The 16756-nt window shown below is 58.1% G+C and carries 17 protein-coding genes; 14 read left to right on the forward strand and 3 right to left on the reverse strand.

Going from position 1 to position 16756, the window contains the following annotated elements:
* Positions 1-146 precede the first annotated feature (146 nt).
* The gene (locus tag QY049_RS26655; protein WP_301270162.1) at positions 147-1397 is read right to left on the reverse strand and encodes an acyltransferase; all 1251 of its coding nucleotides are present in this window, start codon (positions 1395-1397) and stop codon (positions 147-149) included.
* A gap of 208 nt (positions 1398-1605) precedes the next feature.
* Here QY049_RS26655 and QY049_RS26660 point away from each other — a divergent pair, with 208 nt between their 5' ends.
* The 13 genes from QY049_RS26660 to QY049_RS26720 all read left to right on the forward strand — a co-directional run bounded on the left by QY049_RS26660 (position 1606) and on the right by QY049_RS26720 (position 14496).
* Positions 1606-2667, forward strand: a complete 1062-nt coding sequence (locus QY049_RS26660; protein WP_301270163.1) for a Gfo/Idh/MocA family protein — start codon at positions 1606-1608, stop codon at positions 2665-2667.
* Entirely contained in the window at positions 2664-3128 is a 465-nt protein-coding gene (locus QY049_RS26665) for an acyltransferase (protein ID WP_301270164.1), read from the forward strand. Before QY049_RS26660 ends, QY049_RS26665 begins: the two co-directional genes overlap by 4 nt.
* A 28-nt stretch (positions 3129-3156) precedes the next feature.
* Positions 3157-4263 (forward strand): DegT/DnrJ/EryC1/StrS aminotransferase family protein, encoded by a 1107-nt coding sequence (locus tag QY049_RS26670; RefSeq protein ID WP_301270165.1) that lies wholly within the window; start codon positions 3157-3159, stop codon positions 4261-4263.
* A complete protein-coding gene (locus QY049_RS26675; RefSeq protein ID WP_301270166.1) occupies positions 4250-5668 on the forward strand; it encodes an oligosaccharide flippase family protein in 1419 nt (472 codons plus the stop codon). The genes QY049_RS26670 and QY049_RS26675 overlap by 14 nt, the downstream gene beginning before the upstream one ends.
* Entirely contained in the window at positions 5665-6282 is a 618-nt protein-coding gene (gene hisH / locus QY049_RS26680; RefSeq protein WP_301270167.1) for an imidazole glycerol phosphate synthase subunit HisH, read from the forward strand. Before QY049_RS26675 ends, hisH begins: the two co-directional genes overlap by 4 nt.
* Positions 6279-7061 carry a HisA/HisF-related TIM barrel protein gene (locus tag QY049_RS26685; RefSeq protein WP_301270168.1) on the forward strand — a complete coding sequence of 261 codons (783 nt, stop codon included), beginning with the start codon at positions 6279-6281 and terminating at the stop codon, positions 7059-7061. Before hisH ends, QY049_RS26685 begins: the two co-directional genes overlap by 4 nt.
* Positions 7048-8178 (forward strand): N-acetyl sugar amidotransferase, encoded by a 1131-nt coding sequence (locus QY049_RS26690; protein WP_301270179.1) that lies wholly within the window; start codon positions 7048-7050, stop codon positions 8176-8178. Before QY049_RS26685 ends, QY049_RS26690 begins: the two co-directional genes overlap by 14 nt.
* A complete protein-coding gene (locus QY049_RS26695) occupies positions 8175-9539 on the forward strand; it encodes a hypothetical protein (protein ID WP_301270169.1) in 1365 nt (454 codons plus the stop codon). The genes QY049_RS26690 and QY049_RS26695 overlap by 4 nt, the downstream gene beginning before the upstream one ends.
* Positions 9539-10132 (forward strand): DapH/DapD/GlmU-related protein, encoded by a 594-nt coding sequence (locus QY049_RS26700; protein WP_301270170.1) that lies wholly within the window; start codon positions 9539-9541, stop codon positions 10130-10132. The genes QY049_RS26695 and QY049_RS26700 overlap by 1 nt, the downstream gene beginning before the upstream one ends.
* A 227-nt stretch (positions 10133-10359) precedes the next feature.
* A complete protein-coding gene (locus tag QY049_RS26705; protein WP_301270171.1) occupies positions 10360-11202 on the forward strand; it encodes a glycosyltransferase in 843 nt (280 codons plus the stop codon).
* A gap of 10 nt (positions 11203-11212) precedes the next feature.
* Positions 11213-12055, forward strand: coding sequence for a class I SAM-dependent methyltransferase (locus tag QY049_RS26710; RefSeq protein WP_301270172.1), 843 nt, complete (start codon positions 11213-11215; stop codon positions 12053-12055).
* A 324-nt stretch (positions 12056-12379) separates the two neighbouring features.
* Positions 12380-13309, forward strand: coding sequence for an NAD(P)-dependent oxidoreductase (locus tag QY049_RS26715; protein WP_301270173.1), 930 nt, complete (start codon positions 12380-12382; stop codon positions 13307-13309).
* Positions 13306-14496: a glycosyltransferase family 1 protein gene (locus QY049_RS26720; protein ID WP_301270174.1), complete on the forward strand. Its 1191-nt coding sequence runs from the start codon at positions 13306-13308 to the stop codon at positions 14494-14496. Before QY049_RS26715 ends, QY049_RS26720 begins: the two co-directional genes overlap by 4 nt.
* Before the next feature lie 49 nt (positions 14497-14545).
* Here the strand turns inward: QY049_RS26720 and QY049_RS26725 are convergent, their stop codons facing one another.
* Positions 14546-15766, reverse strand: a complete 1221-nt coding sequence (locus QY049_RS26725; protein ID WP_301270175.1) for a glycosyltransferase family 4 protein — start codon at positions 15764-15766, stop codon at positions 14546-14548.
* Between the two features lie 4 nt (positions 15767-15770).
* The gene (locus tag QY049_RS26730) at positions 15771-16313 is read right to left on the reverse strand and encodes an HAD family hydrolase (RefSeq protein ID WP_301270176.1); all 543 of its coding nucleotides are present in this window, start codon (positions 16311-16313) and stop codon (positions 15771-15773) included.
* 246 nt (positions 16314-16559) lie between these two features.
* On the opposite strand from QY049_RS26730, the gene QY049_RS26735 reads away from it, so the two are divergent.
* Positions 16560-16756: GDP-mannose 4,6-dehydratase (locus QY049_RS26735; protein ID WP_301270177.1), on the forward strand; the 197-nt coding region annotated here is incomplete at its 3' end.

Here is a 16756-nt window from a genome sequence, read left to right on the forward strand (position 1 = left end):
GCAAAAGTTGGAAACTCCTGAGGCGAACATAGATGGCTTCGCTTTGCTTGCCCAGCGCCAACTTCAACGGTTGTTGCTAGCCAATTGACTCCAGAAGATCAGGTTTCCACCGGTGGACGAAGCAACCGATACGCCACTGAAGTTCATCAGCGGGAATACTCAGTCGACGTGGGTGAATACTTGAGCCGGTGACCGAACGCCAAAAACTTGCTTTCGATGAGCAAGTGAGACGCCTTCGAGAACATCAGTGTGAGAATCATAGCCGCGACCAACAGAAACGCATCGGAGATGGACTTCAGTTCCTCTATCTTTCCTGCCGCTAAGAAAGCCACGCCAATGAACAACGGATGAAACAAATAAACAGTATACGATATCGTGCCCAATCCTCGCAAAATTCCCACTCGAAGTAAGTCACAGAACCTTGAACCGGGATTAGTCAAGATCGTCGCAAGGGTCAGTGAATATAGAACGGTTAGATACGTGTGGCCCCAGTAATACATTGTTGTTCCTGGACGCCAATGCATGGCAACAAGGAAGAAGGGAATGAATGCGGCAAATGCGACATTGGCGTTCCTAAGCGGCTGTCGAAAGGCGATCAACTTCTGCCGGAGAAGGTCGTCGCGATAGGCTATGGCAAGAATACCTCCGGCGCAAAGGCCATCCAACCGGAGGCAGGTTGCTACGTACGGTGCAAAGGCATTTTGCGGATAGAGTAGGAAGCAAGCCGCTCTAGCCAAAATTGAACTGATCCCGACGCAAATCAGCAGGTGGATTAGATATTTCCGAGGGATCAAATAAACGATGATCGGAAAAACAATATAGAATTGCTCTTCAATCGCGACTGACCATGTCACCGACGCGGCGCCAGGTCCCCAAGCGTTTATCTTGATGATGTACCAGTTTTGCGTAAAAGTGGCGAAGCTCCACCAGGGGATTTGGCTGCCGAAATAGTAATTTTCGTGCGAGATCGCTGTGAGGGTCCAAAAGACAACAAGCAACATTGTGTAAGGAGGCAGAATCCTCAGGGCGCGCCTTATAAAGAAAACGTGGAAGTAGTTGGCGGAATTCCTGCGATCTACCAGTATTCCAATAATCAGAAACCCCGATAAGACAAAGAATAGATCCACACCGGTTCGGCCAAAGATGAGTATCGCACTTACAATTTTCGAAAGGCTGGTGGCCTGGGAGAGGACGGCTCCAATGAAATGCCAGATTAGGACAAGAAGGACGGCAGTGCCCCTCAGACCATCAATCTCGGCAATCCGGATATCCGATCGCGCGACGGTTTCAAGGCTAGGGTCTTTGAGCAATAGGATGGGTCCGAGCAGGTTGGCGAGGATCTTCGACACATAACGTGGGAAGGAATTCCTCAGCGCTAATGCGCCCTTCGCCAACACGCGTCAAGCGCCAACCAACGTTCATGCTAATAGCCACCGCGAGTGTGCGCTATGTCCGTAAATATCTGATTCGATGAGAAGAATTTCGCGTAGGGAATCGGTCAGTTCCCTTGCGCTTGCTGACAAGATACTGCTAATAAAACCTCGATCGGGCTTGGGCGTTCGATCGAGGTCAGCATCCATCAAATTGATCGGGGATCTTGCAGGCATGATTAGAGTTGGCCTGCTTGGCTGTGGGCGCATAGCCAAGCGTCACGCTGATTTATTAGGGGGCGGGCACATCAAAGGTGCTGTTCTGGCCGCCGTGTGCGACGAATTACCCGACCGTGCAGATCAATTCTCTATTCGGTATGCGGTTCCAGCGTTTCACCACCTCGCGGATTTCCTCGAGCGGGCCGACGTGGATGTGGTTTCCATTCTGACGCCGAGTGGAATGCATGCCGCGCATGCCATCGATGCCGCGAAGGCCGGAAAGCATGTCGTGGTCGAAAAGCCGATGGCCCTGCGGCTTACGGACGCCGATGCGATGATCCAAGCCTGCGATGCAGCTGGCGTAAAGCTATTCGTGGTGAAGCAGAACCGCTTCAACGTTCCGGTGGTAAAGGCCCGAGAGGCCTTGCAGGCGGGCAGGTTCGGCAAGTTGATCCTCGGAACCGTGCGTGTGCGATGGTGTCGGGATCAGTCATATTACGATCAGGACAAATGGCGAGGAACCTGGGCTTACGACGGTGGAGTTCTTGCCAATCAGGCCAGCCATCACGTCGATATGCTCGAATGGTTTTTCGGCGACGTTGTCAGCGTGCATGGGCGAGCCGCTACGGCGCTCGCGAACATCGAGGCGGAGGACACGGCCGTTGCGACGTTAAAATTCCGCAACGGCGCGCTTGGGGTCATTGAGGCGACGACGGCCGTGCGACCAAAAGATTTGGAAGGTTCGCTTTCGATCCTGGGAGAGAAGGGAGCGGTGGAAATCGCAGGCTTCGCGGTTAACAACATTCGGCATTGGCAATTTCGTGACGAGTTGCCTTCAGACGCGGAGGTGATCGAAAGGTTTTCAGTCAATCCTCCTAACGTTTACGGATTCGGGCATCAGGCCTATTACGAGCATGTCGTCGATTGCTTGCGTAACCAGAGCCCAGCGTTGGTCGATGGGCTCGAAGGGCGCAAGAGCCTTGAGCTCATTTCGGCTCTGTACGAATCGATTGAGACCGGTAAGGAAGTCGAACTCCACTTCAATCCGAAGCGGTGCCGGTTGGGCGAAAGATCATGAACTCGCCAACCGTCAACGAGGTTGACGTCCGCGACGTGACGTTCGGATTGCGAGTCAAGATTGTCCAGCCATGCAACCTTTATGGCTGCGAGATCGGGGACGATTGTTTCATTGGGCCCTTCACGGAGATCCAGAAGACGGCCCGGATCGGGGCAAGGACGCGTGTGCAGTCGCACGCCTTTGTCTGTGAGCTGGTGACCATCGGCGAAGACTGCTTCATTGGTCATGGAGCCGTCTTCATCAACGATTCATTCTCGACGGGGGGGCCTGCTCGAGGCGACAGGGAGCTCTGGCGCGCGACTTCGATCGGTCATCGCGTGTCGATCGGTTCAAATGCTACCATCCTTCCCGTGCGGATTTGCGATGACGTGGTCGTCGGAGCTGGGGCGGTCGTGACCCGCGACATCACTGAGCCCGGCTTTTACGTGGGAAATCCCGCTCGAAAGCTCATCCGGAAATAAAGCAGATAGCTGTGACTGAGGGGACGCTATGAACGTACCGTTTGCGGATCTCAATCTTCAATATCAGACCATCAAGGATGAGATCGACAAGGCGATCGCTTCGGTCATTCGCGACAGCGCCTTCATCCGCGGGCCCTATGTCGATGCCTTCGAGCGGGAGTTTGCCGAAGCAATCGGCGTGGGCCACTGTGTTTCCTGCGCAAACGGCACCGACGCGCTCTACATCGCGATGCGCGCTCTCGGCGTCACGGCCGGAGCCGAAGTCATCACCACCGCGCATTCGTGGGTCAGCACGTCCTCCATGATCACCCATAGCGGCGCCGACGTGGTGTTCTGCGATACCGATGCACGTACCTTCACGATCGATCCGGTTGCGATCGAAAGCGCGATCACGCCGCGGACCGTGGGCATCATCCCGGTTCACCTCTACGGACAGCCCGCGGACATGGATGCCATCATGGCGATCGCCCGCAAGCACAAGCTTTGGGTTCTGGAGGACTGCGCGCAGGCCCATTTGGCGCGATATATGGGGCAGCAGGTCGGCACTTTCGGTGACGTCGCGACGTTCTCATTCTATCCCGGCAAGAATCTCGGCGCGATGGGGGACGCCGGCGCCATCGTGACCAAAGATGCCGCCCTTGCCAGCCGCATGGCCAAGATCGCGCGGCACGGCGGACTCACCAAGCATCAGCATGAGATCGAGGGAATCAACAGCCGGCTGGACGGGCTGCAGGCCGCGATCCTGTCGGCGAAGCTGCGGCACCTCTCCGACTGGACTAGGGCGCGCAGGGCGGCCGCCGCGATCTATGATGCCGGTCTGAACCAGATCGAGGACCTGATCGTTCCCTATACCGCGGCCGCGCGAGAGCACGTCTATCACCTGTATACGATTCAGCATCCTCGCCGCGATGAACTGGCCCGGTACCTGAACGCAAACGGCGTCCAGACGGCGGTTAACTATCCAACCGCCTTGCCGTTCCTTCAGAGCTACGAACGCCTGCATTTGCGACCGGAGCAGTTCCCGAACGCCCATCGCCATCAAAGCCGCATTCTCTCGTTGCCAATGTTCGCCGAGATCTCGCCTGAACAGCAGAGCGCTGTCATTGATCTGGTGGGGAAGTTTGGCCAGTCCTAAACCGTCCAATGGTCTGGGCAGATCCCTGATCGCGGCGGGATTGGGTCCCCTCGCGTCGCAGGCGTTCGCGATCGTGCTTCTGCCGGTGCTGTTTCGTCTGTACGCCCCCGCCGATTTCGGCGTTTGGGCGGCTATCCAGGCGGCGGCGGTCACCGCTGGCTCGCTGCTCTCCTTTCGCTTTGACCTCGGCCTCGTGATCGAGCGGGACCCCGTGGCCGCAAGCGATCTCTTTTTTGCGATCATAAGCGTCGTTTGTGCCGTGGCACTGGTGCTTGGTTTCCTCCTCGTCCTCTCGATGGGGGCTCTCCGGGAGTTCGGCGTTGGGCCACTCCCCGCGGCGCTGGGGTGGTGCTGGCTTGCTCTCGTCGGACTCGGGATCGCGTGCCAGGCTTGGTTGATGCGCGAAGGCGCGTTTGCTCAGATATCGACGGGGGCCGTGGTAAATGCGATCGTCGCCAATCTCGTCCAACTCGGCGGCGCTGTAAGCGGCGACGGGGTGTGGCTCGTGATCGGGAGCGTCGTCGGACAGGCAGCCGCGACGCTTTTCTATGCTCGCAGCGTGCGGCGCTCCGCCGGGGCCCCCCTGCGGCCGGTGAATGCGCGCGCAATGTTCGCCGCCCTGGCATCGAACAGGCGCTTCCTGCAGTTCTCGCTGCCTTTCACGGTGCTCTCCCTGCTGCGCGAGCGCGCGCCGATCTTCATCGCCGGCGCATTCGGGACGGCCGCACAGGTCGGCCTTTACAGCCAGGCCTGGAGATTGACGCATCTTCCGTCAGCATTCACGAGCGCTGCCTTGAGGCCGGTGTTCTTTCATCGCGCGGCGACCGAAGGCCTTGCCGCGCAAGGCCCGGCGATCGACCGGATCATGCGCTGGCTGCTCGTTGTCAGCAGCCCGTGGATTGCTCTGCTGGTGTTCGGAGGCGACACGCTGTTCGCCATCGTACTCGGGCCGCGATGGCAAGGTGTTGGCGGGCTCTCGGCGATCCTCGTGGGGCCTGCATCGCTTTTCATGATGACGAACTGGATGGACCGGCTTCTCGATTCGATCGGCCGCCAGGACCTCAATCTCAAGCTCGAAGCCGTCGCCGCCATCAGCTCGGTCGGCTGTCTGTGGGCCGTGCTTGCTTCCGGGCGCTCGCTGCCGGAGGCCGTGGCCCTGCAAAGCGTTGCGTTGACTCTCAGCTATCTTGCTGTCCTCTGGATTTGCTATGGTGCGGCCCGTTGGCCGACCCCCAGACTGCTGAAATCCTTTGCCGTCGCCGGCATCCTCGGCGCGGCAGTCTCTGCTGTCCTTGCAGTGCTTGGGCGCTTTCTCGAACCTGTTGCGGTGATTGCGTCGGGCGTCCTGCTTGCTGGTATGATAAGTGCCTTCGCGCTAGTGATGGCAAGGAGGGAATTGCGATGATTACGATCGTCGACTACGGAGTGGGGAATCCCGGCGCCCTCGTAAACATGTTGGAGTTCATCGGCTACGAGGCACGAATCACCAATCAACCCTCGGCCATCCTCGAAGCCAGTCACCTGTTGCTGCCGGGTGTCGGTGCGTTCGACGCCGCCATGCAGAGACTGCGCGATTCCAACCTAATTCCCGCGCTCGAAAGCGCGGCCCTTGTCCGGAAAATCCCGCTGCTCGGCGTCTGCCTTGGGATGCAGCTGCTCGGGCGTGGCAGCGAGGAGGGCTCCTCGGGAGGACTGGGCTGGGTTGCGGCGGCTTCGGTTCGGATGCGGTCGGATTCCGCTCTCAAGCTCAAGGTGCCGTTCATGGGATGGGCGGACATCGAGGTCATGCCGAATGCCAAGCTGTTTGCCGGTGAGGGGCATTTCCGCTTCTACTTCACACACAGCTATCGCATGGAATGCGACCATGCCGGCGACGTGGCGGCGACTTACCAGTTCGATCAGCCGGTCGTCTGCTCGGTGCAACACGATAATATTTACGGTGTGCAATTCCATCCCGAAAAGAGCCATCGGTTCGGCATGGCGCTGCTCCGCAACTTCGTCGAGAGAGCCGCAAGATGAGAGCCCGCGTCGTTCCGGTCCTGCTGCTCGATAGCCGCCGCCGCCTCGTCAAGACGCGCCGTTTCGGCGAGCCGGTCTATGTCGGCGATCCCTTCAACGTCATTCGCATCTTCAACGAAAAGGAGGTCGACGAGATTTGCGTGCTAGACATCAACGCGTCGGTCGAGCAAAGACGGCCGGATGTGGGCTTCATTCGCGAGATTGCGAGCGAGTGCTTCATGCCCATGAGTTACGGCGGCGGCGTGAGCTCGGTTGCGGACGTGTCGCCTATCTTCGCGGCCGGCGTCGAGAAGGTTGTTCTTGGTCGGGCCAGCACGCAGACGCACGTGATCCGGTCGATTGCCGATGAATTCGGATCCCAGGCCGTGACGGTTTGCGTCGATTGCAAGCGCACGCAAGAGGGATGGCGGACCGCGATCGACCGCGGTTGCGTCGTGACGGATCTCGACCCGATCAAGCTGGCGCAGATGGCTGAAGCCGCCGGCGCAGGCGAAATCCTCCTGCAAAACATCGATCGCGATGGCGAGCGCAGCGGTTACGATCTTGCACTCATCTCGGACGTGTCCAGGGCCGTCGAGCTCCCCCTGATGGCGGTGGGAGGTGCGGGCGAGCTCCGGCATCTGGCCGAAGGACTCCGTGCTGGTGCATCGGCCGTGGCCTCCGGCAGCACCTTCGTTTTCTATGGACGCCTGCGGGCAGTCCTCATCACGTATCCTTCTGCGGCTGATATCGAGCAGATGCGGGCGAACCTGCGAGAGGGTGCCGATGCTGCAGAGTAGCCGACGATATCAGGTCTGTTCGATCTGCGTAATGGACAACAACAATCCGGGGGTGACGTTCGACCAAACCGGTCAGTGCATCTGCTGTCGGGACGCCATCGCGCGCAAGCCGCATGAGTGGTGGCCCACCAAGGAGGGGCGCGCCAGGCTCGAGAAGACGGTCGAGAGCATCAAGCAGGAGATGGCAAGCAAACCCTACGATGTCATGATTGGGCTGAGCGGCGGCGTGGACAGCGCCTATCTCGCTCATTTTCTCAAGCGTGAGCTCAATCTGCGGATGCTCGCGGTTCATGTCGACGGTGGCTGGAATACGGAAGCGGCCGTCCGCAACATCGAGAAGATGGTCAGGCAACTCGACATCGATCTCTACACCTACGTGGTTGAGTGGGAGGAAATGCGCGATCTGCAACTGGCGTATCTGCGCGCGTCCGTGCTCAATCAGGACACGCCGCAAGACCACGCATTCTTCTCCACCCTCTACAGGCTCGCTCACCGCTACGGTCAGCGCTACTTCATGAACGGCGTCAACTTCAGCAGCGAGAGCATCCACATCCCTGATGGCGGATATCCAGCCATGGACGGGCGCAACGTCAGGGCCATTCACAAGGCGCATGGAACGGCCCCGCTGCGGACGTTTCCTCTCATGGGAACGCTCCAATACCTGTGGCTGGTGCGCGCCCGCGGACAGGTTCAGATCCTCAAGCCCCTGAACTACCTTCCCTACGACAAGGAAGCTGCAAAGTGCCTGCTGATGGATGAATACGGCTTTGTCGACTATGGCAGCAAGCACCAGGAGAGCCGCTTCACCAAGTTTTACCAGGAGATCTACCTGCCGACCCGCTATTCCTTCGACAAGCGGCGGCTGCACTATTCCGCGCTGATCGTTGCCCGGCAGATGACGCGAGACGAGGCGCTGGAGCAGCTTCAAAAGCCTCTGGTGACGAAGGAGCAGGCCGCTCGTGACAAGCGGTTTGTGGCCAAGAAGTTGGGAATAACGGTGAGCGAGCTTGAAAGGCTCGTTGCCCTGCCTCCCGTTTTGCACGAGAGCTTCGCAAACAATGCCCTGCTTTATCGGTTGAACCATTCCTTGAAGCGGCTTCGGGCAGGGAGGCGATGATGGTTATTGCGAGCTACGTGCTTGTGACGCTGGCGATCGCCTATGCCGCGCTGTATCTGCTTTTCCGATGCGAGGGGTTCGTCTCGGTATCGACCATGCTGATCAGCTTCCTGCTTCTGGTCTATGGCCCCGCCTATCTAGTCTACATGGTGTGGCGCCTGCCAATCTCGGCGGTGGACAGGGAGATATCACAGTCTGCACATTTTTCGGATGTCACAGTTGCCTTGAATCTCGCAATAGCCTTGATGTTTATCTCGGTTACAGCTGGAATCGAAATTGTCAATCGACTCATGCCGGCTGCGGTCCTGAGCACACGCGACGGACTAAGAAACTGGAGGGATAAGCCTCTGGCCAGCATTCCTTCGGGAGAGGTGTGGCTCTTGGGCATCAGCCTGTTGCTGTCAGCTTTCATGTTCTGGATCTCATATCGAGAGCATCATCTGCAGATACTGTTAGGCTACCTCTCAGTACCTGGTGACGAGTTTGCCAAAATCGTCTATCGCCAAAACCATGGTGGGAGCCACGTTTATCTCTACAATCTGGTGGCAGGCACTTTCGCGCCGATGATCATCGTTTGGGCTGGGTTGGTTGCGTGGGGGCGGCGCTCGTGGATGTTGGCCGCCGCCACCGCGCTGCTCCTCGCTGCTACGATATTGGGCAAGCTTGAGACGCTTAACAAGGCACCCATCGTACTGTTCATCCTGCAATTGTTGTTGGTCGGGTATCTTCTCTTCCGCAACAATCTTGATTGGCGCATAGGCCTTCTCGGAGTCGGGGTGGCCTTCTTAATCTTCATTCCAATATTTCTGATCGCAATTCCGGGCATGCGGCCAAGCGACGCGTTCGAGTTTTTCTACTATCGCGCTTTCGATTTCTCGAACGCTGCTCTGATGGAGTACTTCGGTGCGTTTCCCTGGCGGCTCGACCATATGTGGGGAGGTAATTTGCGCGTGCTCGCCGCGATCGTCGGCTGGAAATGGGAGCCGTCTTATGACCTCGTTGCAAGAGTATGGCGATCCGTTGATGGAACTCATACCACAGCGATGTTTATCGCCGATGCCTGGGCGGACTTTTCCTATTTTGGGGTGGTTATCTACTCACTCGTGGCCGGCGCCCTATGTAGATGGATCGATTTGTCGCTTTTGAGGGAAGGGAAGACGGCCATGACTCTGGCAGTCCTCGCGGCGTCGTTTATAGGCATTTACAATCTCATGATCTCAGCGTTGCCAACGTCCATTTTGACTGGCGGGTTGGGTTTGCCGATCGCGGTGGCCGTGATCCAACACCTCGAACGCTATCGATGGCGAACGATTGTGGACGGTGGTTCATTGGAAGCAATCGAGAGCAAGGAGAGGAGTTAATGCTGAACTCCCTTCCTGTCCGGGTCGCTGATATCTTCTTAGGCTGGAAAAGCTGGAGATCGGGGGCAGTTGCACTCGGAGACAGAACGTCGGTCGATTGGCGGCGGTTGCGTCGTGTCTCGGGCAATCGACTTCAGATTGGTGACGGCTCGATAGTTCACGCCAATATCATATTCGAAGCTCAGGGAGGCGAGGTCCGCATCGGCGACCGGAGTTATCTAGGCTTGTCGACTTTGATCTGCTTTCGGAGCGTCTCTATTGGAAACGACGTTCTGGTTTCTTGGGGGGCTACTATCGTCGATCATGATTCCCATAGCCTGGAATGGGATCTGCGTCGAAACGATGTGCGCGATTGGGCTCGGAATCGGAAGGACTGGACATACGTGCCCAACGCGTCTGTCGTGATATGCGACAAGGCTTGGATCGGATTTAATGTAACGATACTGAAGGGAGTGACGATCGGAGAAGGAGCTGTCATCGCAGCGTGCTCAGTCGTTACGCGCGATGTTCCACCCCGTGCTCTCGTTGCTGGAAATCCAGCCCGTATTGTTCGGATGCTGGACTCAGATAATAAGATCCAGTCGTCGCAATGAGGGTGTTTCAGAACAACGGACTATCGAGAGGCTTTCGCACTCATCGGCCAAAGCTGCGTGACGCTACGTTTACCCGACAAATCTCAAGCTTCCTGTACAGTCGGTTCGCAGCGTTGCACATTCTGCATCCTGTGCTCGAATGCGATCCGTTGGCATTCTACACAAACGGGGATGATGACGACCTGCAGAATGCTTGGGCACGCGAGCGCGGCCTTCGGACAGATGACTTGGCCGAGATCTTGTTGGCACAGATCGAAGAACATAAGGCTGAAGTTTTCTATAACCTGGATCCCATGCTGTATGGTTCTGATTTCGTCAGAAGACTGCCGGGATGTGTAAGGCGCACTATCTGCTGGCGGGCGGCACCTTCCGGGAATGTGGATCTGACTGGATATGATCTTGTCATATGCAATTTTCCGTCGATTTTGAGGGACTGGGAGCGGAGGGGGTGCCGAACTGCCTATTTCGCGCCGGCATATGATCCTGCGATGAGTAATTATGCGGGGCAGGCGGAGAGATCGTTGGATCTGGTATTCGTTGGAGGATTTTCTCGCCATCACGTCGCGAGGACGGCCGCATTGAAGGAGGCTGCGTCTCTTGAAGGCGTTCGAATGAGTCTGCATCTCGAAGAAGGACGTTTGGCGCGTTTAGCCAATGCTTTTCCGTTTGTTCCTGTCCTGAGGAAGCATGCATATCCTCGTCGGGTACGAGAGTTTACACAGGGGCCGGTATATGGGCGAGAGATGTACGCGAAATTTGCGGATGCGCGTATAGTCCTGAATGGCGCTGTTGATATGGCGGGGTCGGATCGCGGAAACATGCGGTGCTTTGAAGCGACCGGTTGTGGTTCAGTTCTTCTGACGGATGATGGGCACTACCCAGAGGGATTTATAGATGGTAAGACCATGGTAACTTACTCATCGCCCGACCAGATTCCTGCTTTAGTTCGTCGACTTCTATCCGATCCGGCTTGGGCCTCATCGATCGCGCAGGCGGGTCACAATATGGTCCAGGCCAAGTATAGCAAACAACGTCAATGGATGCGGTTTCAGGAATTGATCGCGGGCTAGATTCAAGCTCATGAACTCTATCGCCAAAAGCTCTTGGGAAGACGCAGTCTGTTGGCTTCGCGAGCAGCCGGACCAACAGCAGCTTGTGTTGGACGCCTTCTACGATGATCCGCTCATCGTTGCGGCTGACCGGTACTGTGCGTCTGCAGAGTGGCAGGAAGTGTCACGTCTGTTGGCGGCCAAGCGAGGGAAAGCGCTGGATGTTGGCGCAGGACGGGGCATAGCAAGCTATGCGTTGGCTCGGCTGGGATTCGAAGTCACGGCTCTCGAGCCTGATCCGAGCGCGATCGTTGGGGCGGCTGCAATCCGGAGGCTTTCGACAGAAGCGCAGCTCAATATACAGGTTGTTGAGCGGTTTTCAGAGCAACTTCCTTTTCCTGACGCGAGCTTTGACGTCGTTTTTGCGCGAGCAGTGCTTCATCATACTCGCAACCTTGGGAATGCATGCTCGGAAATGTATCGGGTGCTTAAACCCGGCGGTTTGCTGCTAGCAGCGAGAGAACACGTAATCACCAAAGATAGCGACTTGCCTCGCTTCCTCGCCCTACATCCGCTACATCATCTTTATGGGGGAGAGAATGCGTTCCGCTTGGACCAATACCTTGGCGCGCTGAAGGAAGCGAGATTTCGCTCAATCAATGTGCTTTCACCGCTTACGAGTCCTATAAATCTCTATCCATACACGACCGACCGCATTCGAGACGAACTCGTAGAAAAATATTCTCGGAAAGTTCATCTCTCCTCGCTCGTGCGAGTCGTGATTTCTCGGAAAGTAATCGAAATAGCCTTAAGGGTCGGCAGCTATTTCGACAACCGGCCTGGCCGGTTGTATTCGTTCATTGCTTATAAGTAGCATTGCTGGCCGCTCTTAAATTTTTGAGAGGCGTGAGCATGTTCCGGGAATTGCATGAATTATGAGAGAGGCGCTGCGGATGTGCAGAGTCGTGCCCCGGAGATTGGACGACCGCCCTTGGCCCCGTTCCCTGGTGCAGCTCTTGTATATGCTCGATAAACATCTTGTCCGTGAACCGAGGGGTTCTCGGCTCTCTACGAATCCATCGAGACCGGGCAAAAGGTCTTCCCGTACTTCGCGCCGCGTCGCGGTCGCCTCGGTATCACCTCGCATGTTTCGCTACGTTTCGATGAATGCGGCAGGCTGCGGGCGTGGGGCGCTATCATGACAATCTGGGTCACCGGCGGGAACGGATTTATCGGCAGGTATTTGATCCGCGAGCTTGCCCAGCGGGGATCGGCCGTGCACGGCCTCGGCCACGGGGCGCTCGATGAATCTGAGAGGCGCCGGCTTGGGATAGGCCGTTGGCTCAACGGCGAGGTCGATTCCACAAATCTCGGCGCATTGGCGGTACACACCGGGCTGCCGACCGTCTTATTCCATCTTGCAGGCGGATCGTCCGTCGGCGCGTCCATCGCGCAGCCCTACGAGGATTTTTCGCGCACGGTGGCGACGTCGGCCCGGCTGCTGGAATGGCTGCGAACCAGCGCACCCGAGTGTCACCTCGTGGTCGTGTCCAGCGCGGCGGTCTACGGAGCCGGCAATGCAAATCGCATGAGCGAAAGCGCCCCGACCAACCCGGTGTCTCCCTATGGGCAGCACAAGCTCATGATCGAGCAGCTCTGTCGTAGCTATGCGGCCACCTTCGGCTTGCAGAGCACGATCGTGAGGCTGTTCTCGGTCTATGGCGCCAATCTGCGCAAGCAGTTGCTGTGGGACCTCTGCACGCGCCTGAGCGAAGGCGCTGGGGTGTTGAAGCTCGGTGGAACCGGACAAGAGCTGCGGGATTGGATTGACGTCCGCGATGTTGCGCGTCTGCTGGCGCGCATCGGCGACAACCGGCAGGATCAGCCGGTCGCAGTCATCAACGGAGGTTCCGGCGTTGCCACATCGGTCGCCGATATCGCCGAATCCATTGTCCGCAGTTGGGGAGGGAGAATTCCCATCGAGTTCTCAGGTGTGACACGTGCAGGCGACCCTTTCGGCCTCGTTGCCGATCCCGGTCTGCTGACTGCATTGTCCTTCGAGTGGCAAATCGCCGTTCGGGCTGGCATCGCCGACTACGTTGCCTGGTTCAAGGAGCAGATTCGTTGAGTCGACCGCTACGTGTCGGTTTTACCTTCATACCGCGTCGCCTGCATGCTGGAGGATTTAACTACCTCCGCAATCTGTTCGTCGCGCTGCACAGATATCGTCCCGGCGAGCTGGAAGCTGTCGTGTTTGCGGGACTGTCGGACGACGAAAACGATCTGGCGACCTTTGCACGGATTCCCGGTGTTGAAGTCCTCAAGCGCAGGGCATTCGAGCGCGACCATTCCGGCTTGACGAGCGCACTCGTTGCCGGGATCGATTACGCGGCAGCGGCCGCATTCGACGAAGCGCGCGTCGATGTCGTGTTTGAACATGCGCGCTTCTTCGGCTGGCGGCTTCCGTTTCCCGTTGTCGCGTGGTTTCCCGACCTGCAGCACAGGAGCCTTCCTCACCTTTTTTCGAAGGCAGCCTGGTGGCGCCGCGAGATCGGTTTCCGCGCACAGCTTGCATCGGGACGTTCGATCATCCTGAGCAGCGAAAGCGCTCTCAACGACTGCAAGCGCTACTACGCCCGTGCACGAAATCAAATGTCCGTCGTTAAGTTCGCCAGTCGCCCGACCGACGACCTTCTGGCAGCGAACCCGAGCGAGGTCATCCGTCTTTACGAATTGCCCGAGCAATATTTCTATCTGCCCAACCAATTCTGGCGCCACAAGAATCACCAATTGGTTCTCGATGCGCTCACGATCCTGGCGGGCCGGGGGATCAAGCCCGTCGTTGCGGTATCGGGTGGTCCTGACGAACCGCCTGTGTGCTTCGATAGCATCATGCGGGAAGTTAAGAAACGCGGGTTGCAAGATAGCTTCCGCTATCTCGGAATGATTCCTCTCGCGCACGTCTATGCGCTGCTACGGTCGTGCCGTGCACTGATTAATCCCTCACGTTTCGAAGGTTGGAGCACGACGGTGGAAGAAGCGAAATCGTTTGAGGTGCCGATGATCATATCCAATCTGGATGTGCATCGTGAGCAGACCCACGACGTCGAAAGCTATTTCGACGTCGACGATCCGGGAGCTCTTGCCGCGCACCTTGCCAAGGCGGCCGCCAAGACTGAGCCTTTGCGACTCAAAGAGTTGGGATCGTCCGTGGAAGGGCGGGTCGCAAAGTTCGCCGCCGATTTTACCGACGCCATTACGCGGGCTGCGGCACGCAGGCCGGCGCAGTCTGATCGAATGCTCACCGATGGGTAGGCGCGCTATTTTCGAGCCTGCCTTACGACCGCACTCTGATCGCAGACGGTCAACTCGGGTTCGCTCCGCCTTCGGTGCATAAGCGCTTTACGATGTCACGGTAGCGCTGCGTCGAAGCTTGCTGGCTGTATTTCAGCGCAGCGACCGCAGCCTTGCTGCCTCGCTCAAGCGTCGCCGCGCGATCGGACGCGGCAGCGGAGATCGCCAGCGCCAAGCTGGTCGGATCCTCCGGAGGCACGACCCAACCAATGCCTTCCTCAGCTACGGCAAGCCCGGCTTCCGAATTCGGTTCCGTTCCGACGATGACGGCCCGCCCGACGGCGAGAAGATTGTAAAGCCTGCTTGGGATCGAGACGCCAGCGACGTTGCGCCGGTAGGGAATGACCCAGGCGTCGGCCATCGCAAGAAATTCGGCAAGCTGCTCTTCGGGCACCGGATCCAGCAAGGTGACGTTGCCCAAATTCGCCGAGGCCTGAAGGGTTTTCAGCTCGTTCCAGCCGACACCCCAGCCGGACAGAACGAAGTGTATGCGCTTCTCACGCTGCAGAAGCCGTGCGGATTCAAACACGGTGCGAGGCGCATGGGTGAAGCCGAGATTGCCGCAAAGACCGACGACGAAGGGCGCCGAATAGGGTTTCCTGAAACGGCTGCCGTCATCGGGTTCTCGGAAGCCGATCGGCAGCAATGTCCAGTTCGGTACGAAATGGATGTTCTCAGCGCGCACGCGTGGATAACGCAGCAGCAGCGGAGGCACGTCCCGGCCGATGACGAAGATTGCGTTCAGGGACCTGAACAGCCAGCCATTGGCGAGGCGCAGGAGGCGCGTGACGAGCGACGTCTGACGTACCAGTCCGGCGGCCAGCAGAGCTTCCGGATAGAGGTCGTGGATCAGGAGTGCCGTTCTCGCGCCCCTCAGCCTTGCGGCAAGCGTGATCGCGTAGGGCAGCGTGAAGGGGCTCGTTATCGACATGACGACGTCCCCCGGCGTTGCGCGTTTGTAGACGCGCCAGAACAAGCGAAACGCCAGCGCGGAACTTGCGATGAGGCGGCTTACGAGAGCCTGCTTAGGTGGTCTCCAGTTTGCGATCTCGATGACCTCGGGGGTGTCATTACCGGACTTCTGCTTTGCAGAGCCGATTGTCCCCGACAGGACTACGGTCTGCATGTCGAGCGCGATCGCATCGGCAATCGCACCGAGATAGATTGCCGTCGTGCTCGGGTCGGGCGGATAATATTCCGTCGCGAGAATGAACCTGGGAGCTTTCGCCACGCCGTTATCCGTTCCCCAGCAGCGGCAGGACGAAATTCTCCAGATTTCCGCCCGGAAAGGCGTGGCCGGGGAGGCCCGCTGCGCGTGCGGCTTCGATATCCGATGGCCTGTCACCGACCACGAAGGTCTGGCTCGCGTCGACTGGAAATTTGTTCAGAAGCTCGATGATCATGCCAGGTTGCGGCTTGCGGCGTTCGCTGATGCGCCGGTAACGCTCAATGCATCCGTCGGGATGAAACGGGCAATATTCGAAAGCGTCGATCCGTGCCCCCTGCGCCTCCAGTTCACGTGCCATCCAATAATGCAACCGATGTATGTCGGTCTCCTCATAGAGCCCCTTCGCTACGCCCGATTGGTTGGTGATCACGAAGGCAAAGTAGCGAGCTTCGTTGGCTGCTTTGACAGCCTCGATCGCGCCGTCGATCCAGACGAATTTGTCGATCTCGAACAGATAATCGGTATCGAAATTCAGAACGCCGTCCCGATCGAAGAAAATAGCCGGGCGCACCGCTTGGTCGTTCGCTGAGCTCGTTCTGTCAAGGGGCATTTCGGCTCGAGTTTGTGTCGCTAAGATGGGCGCGAAACCGGCCCCGTCGCTCTGTGTGCTCAGTATCACGATTGTGTTCCGGGTCCAATCCGTCCCCGCGCTGCCGGTATCCCGGTTTCCGGGCCGCTTCCCGGGGTTGACCCGCGCCGGTTGATATGGCCAAGAAGGGGCGCCGGAACGCGCTTTGTTCGGCGCTCTGTGTGCATCCATCCATCCATTTGAATTGCTGCGGGAACAAGATCGATCATGACTAAACGTGTCGCTCTCGTCACCGGTGTGACGGGTCAGGACGGCGCTTACCTTGCCGAGCATCTGCTGTCGCTCGGTTATGTCGTGCACGGGATCAAGCGGCGCTCGTCCTCGTTCAACACCGCACGCGTCGATCACCTCTACCAGGACCCGCATGTCGGCAACGTGCCGTTCCTGATGCACTACGGCGACAT

Origin of the sequence: Bradyrhizobium sp. WYCCWR 13022, assembly GCF_030435535.1 — a bacterium.
In the GTDB taxonomy this organism is placed as follows: domain Bacteria; phylum Pseudomonadota; class Alphaproteobacteria; order Rhizobiales; family Xanthobacteraceae; genus Bradyrhizobium.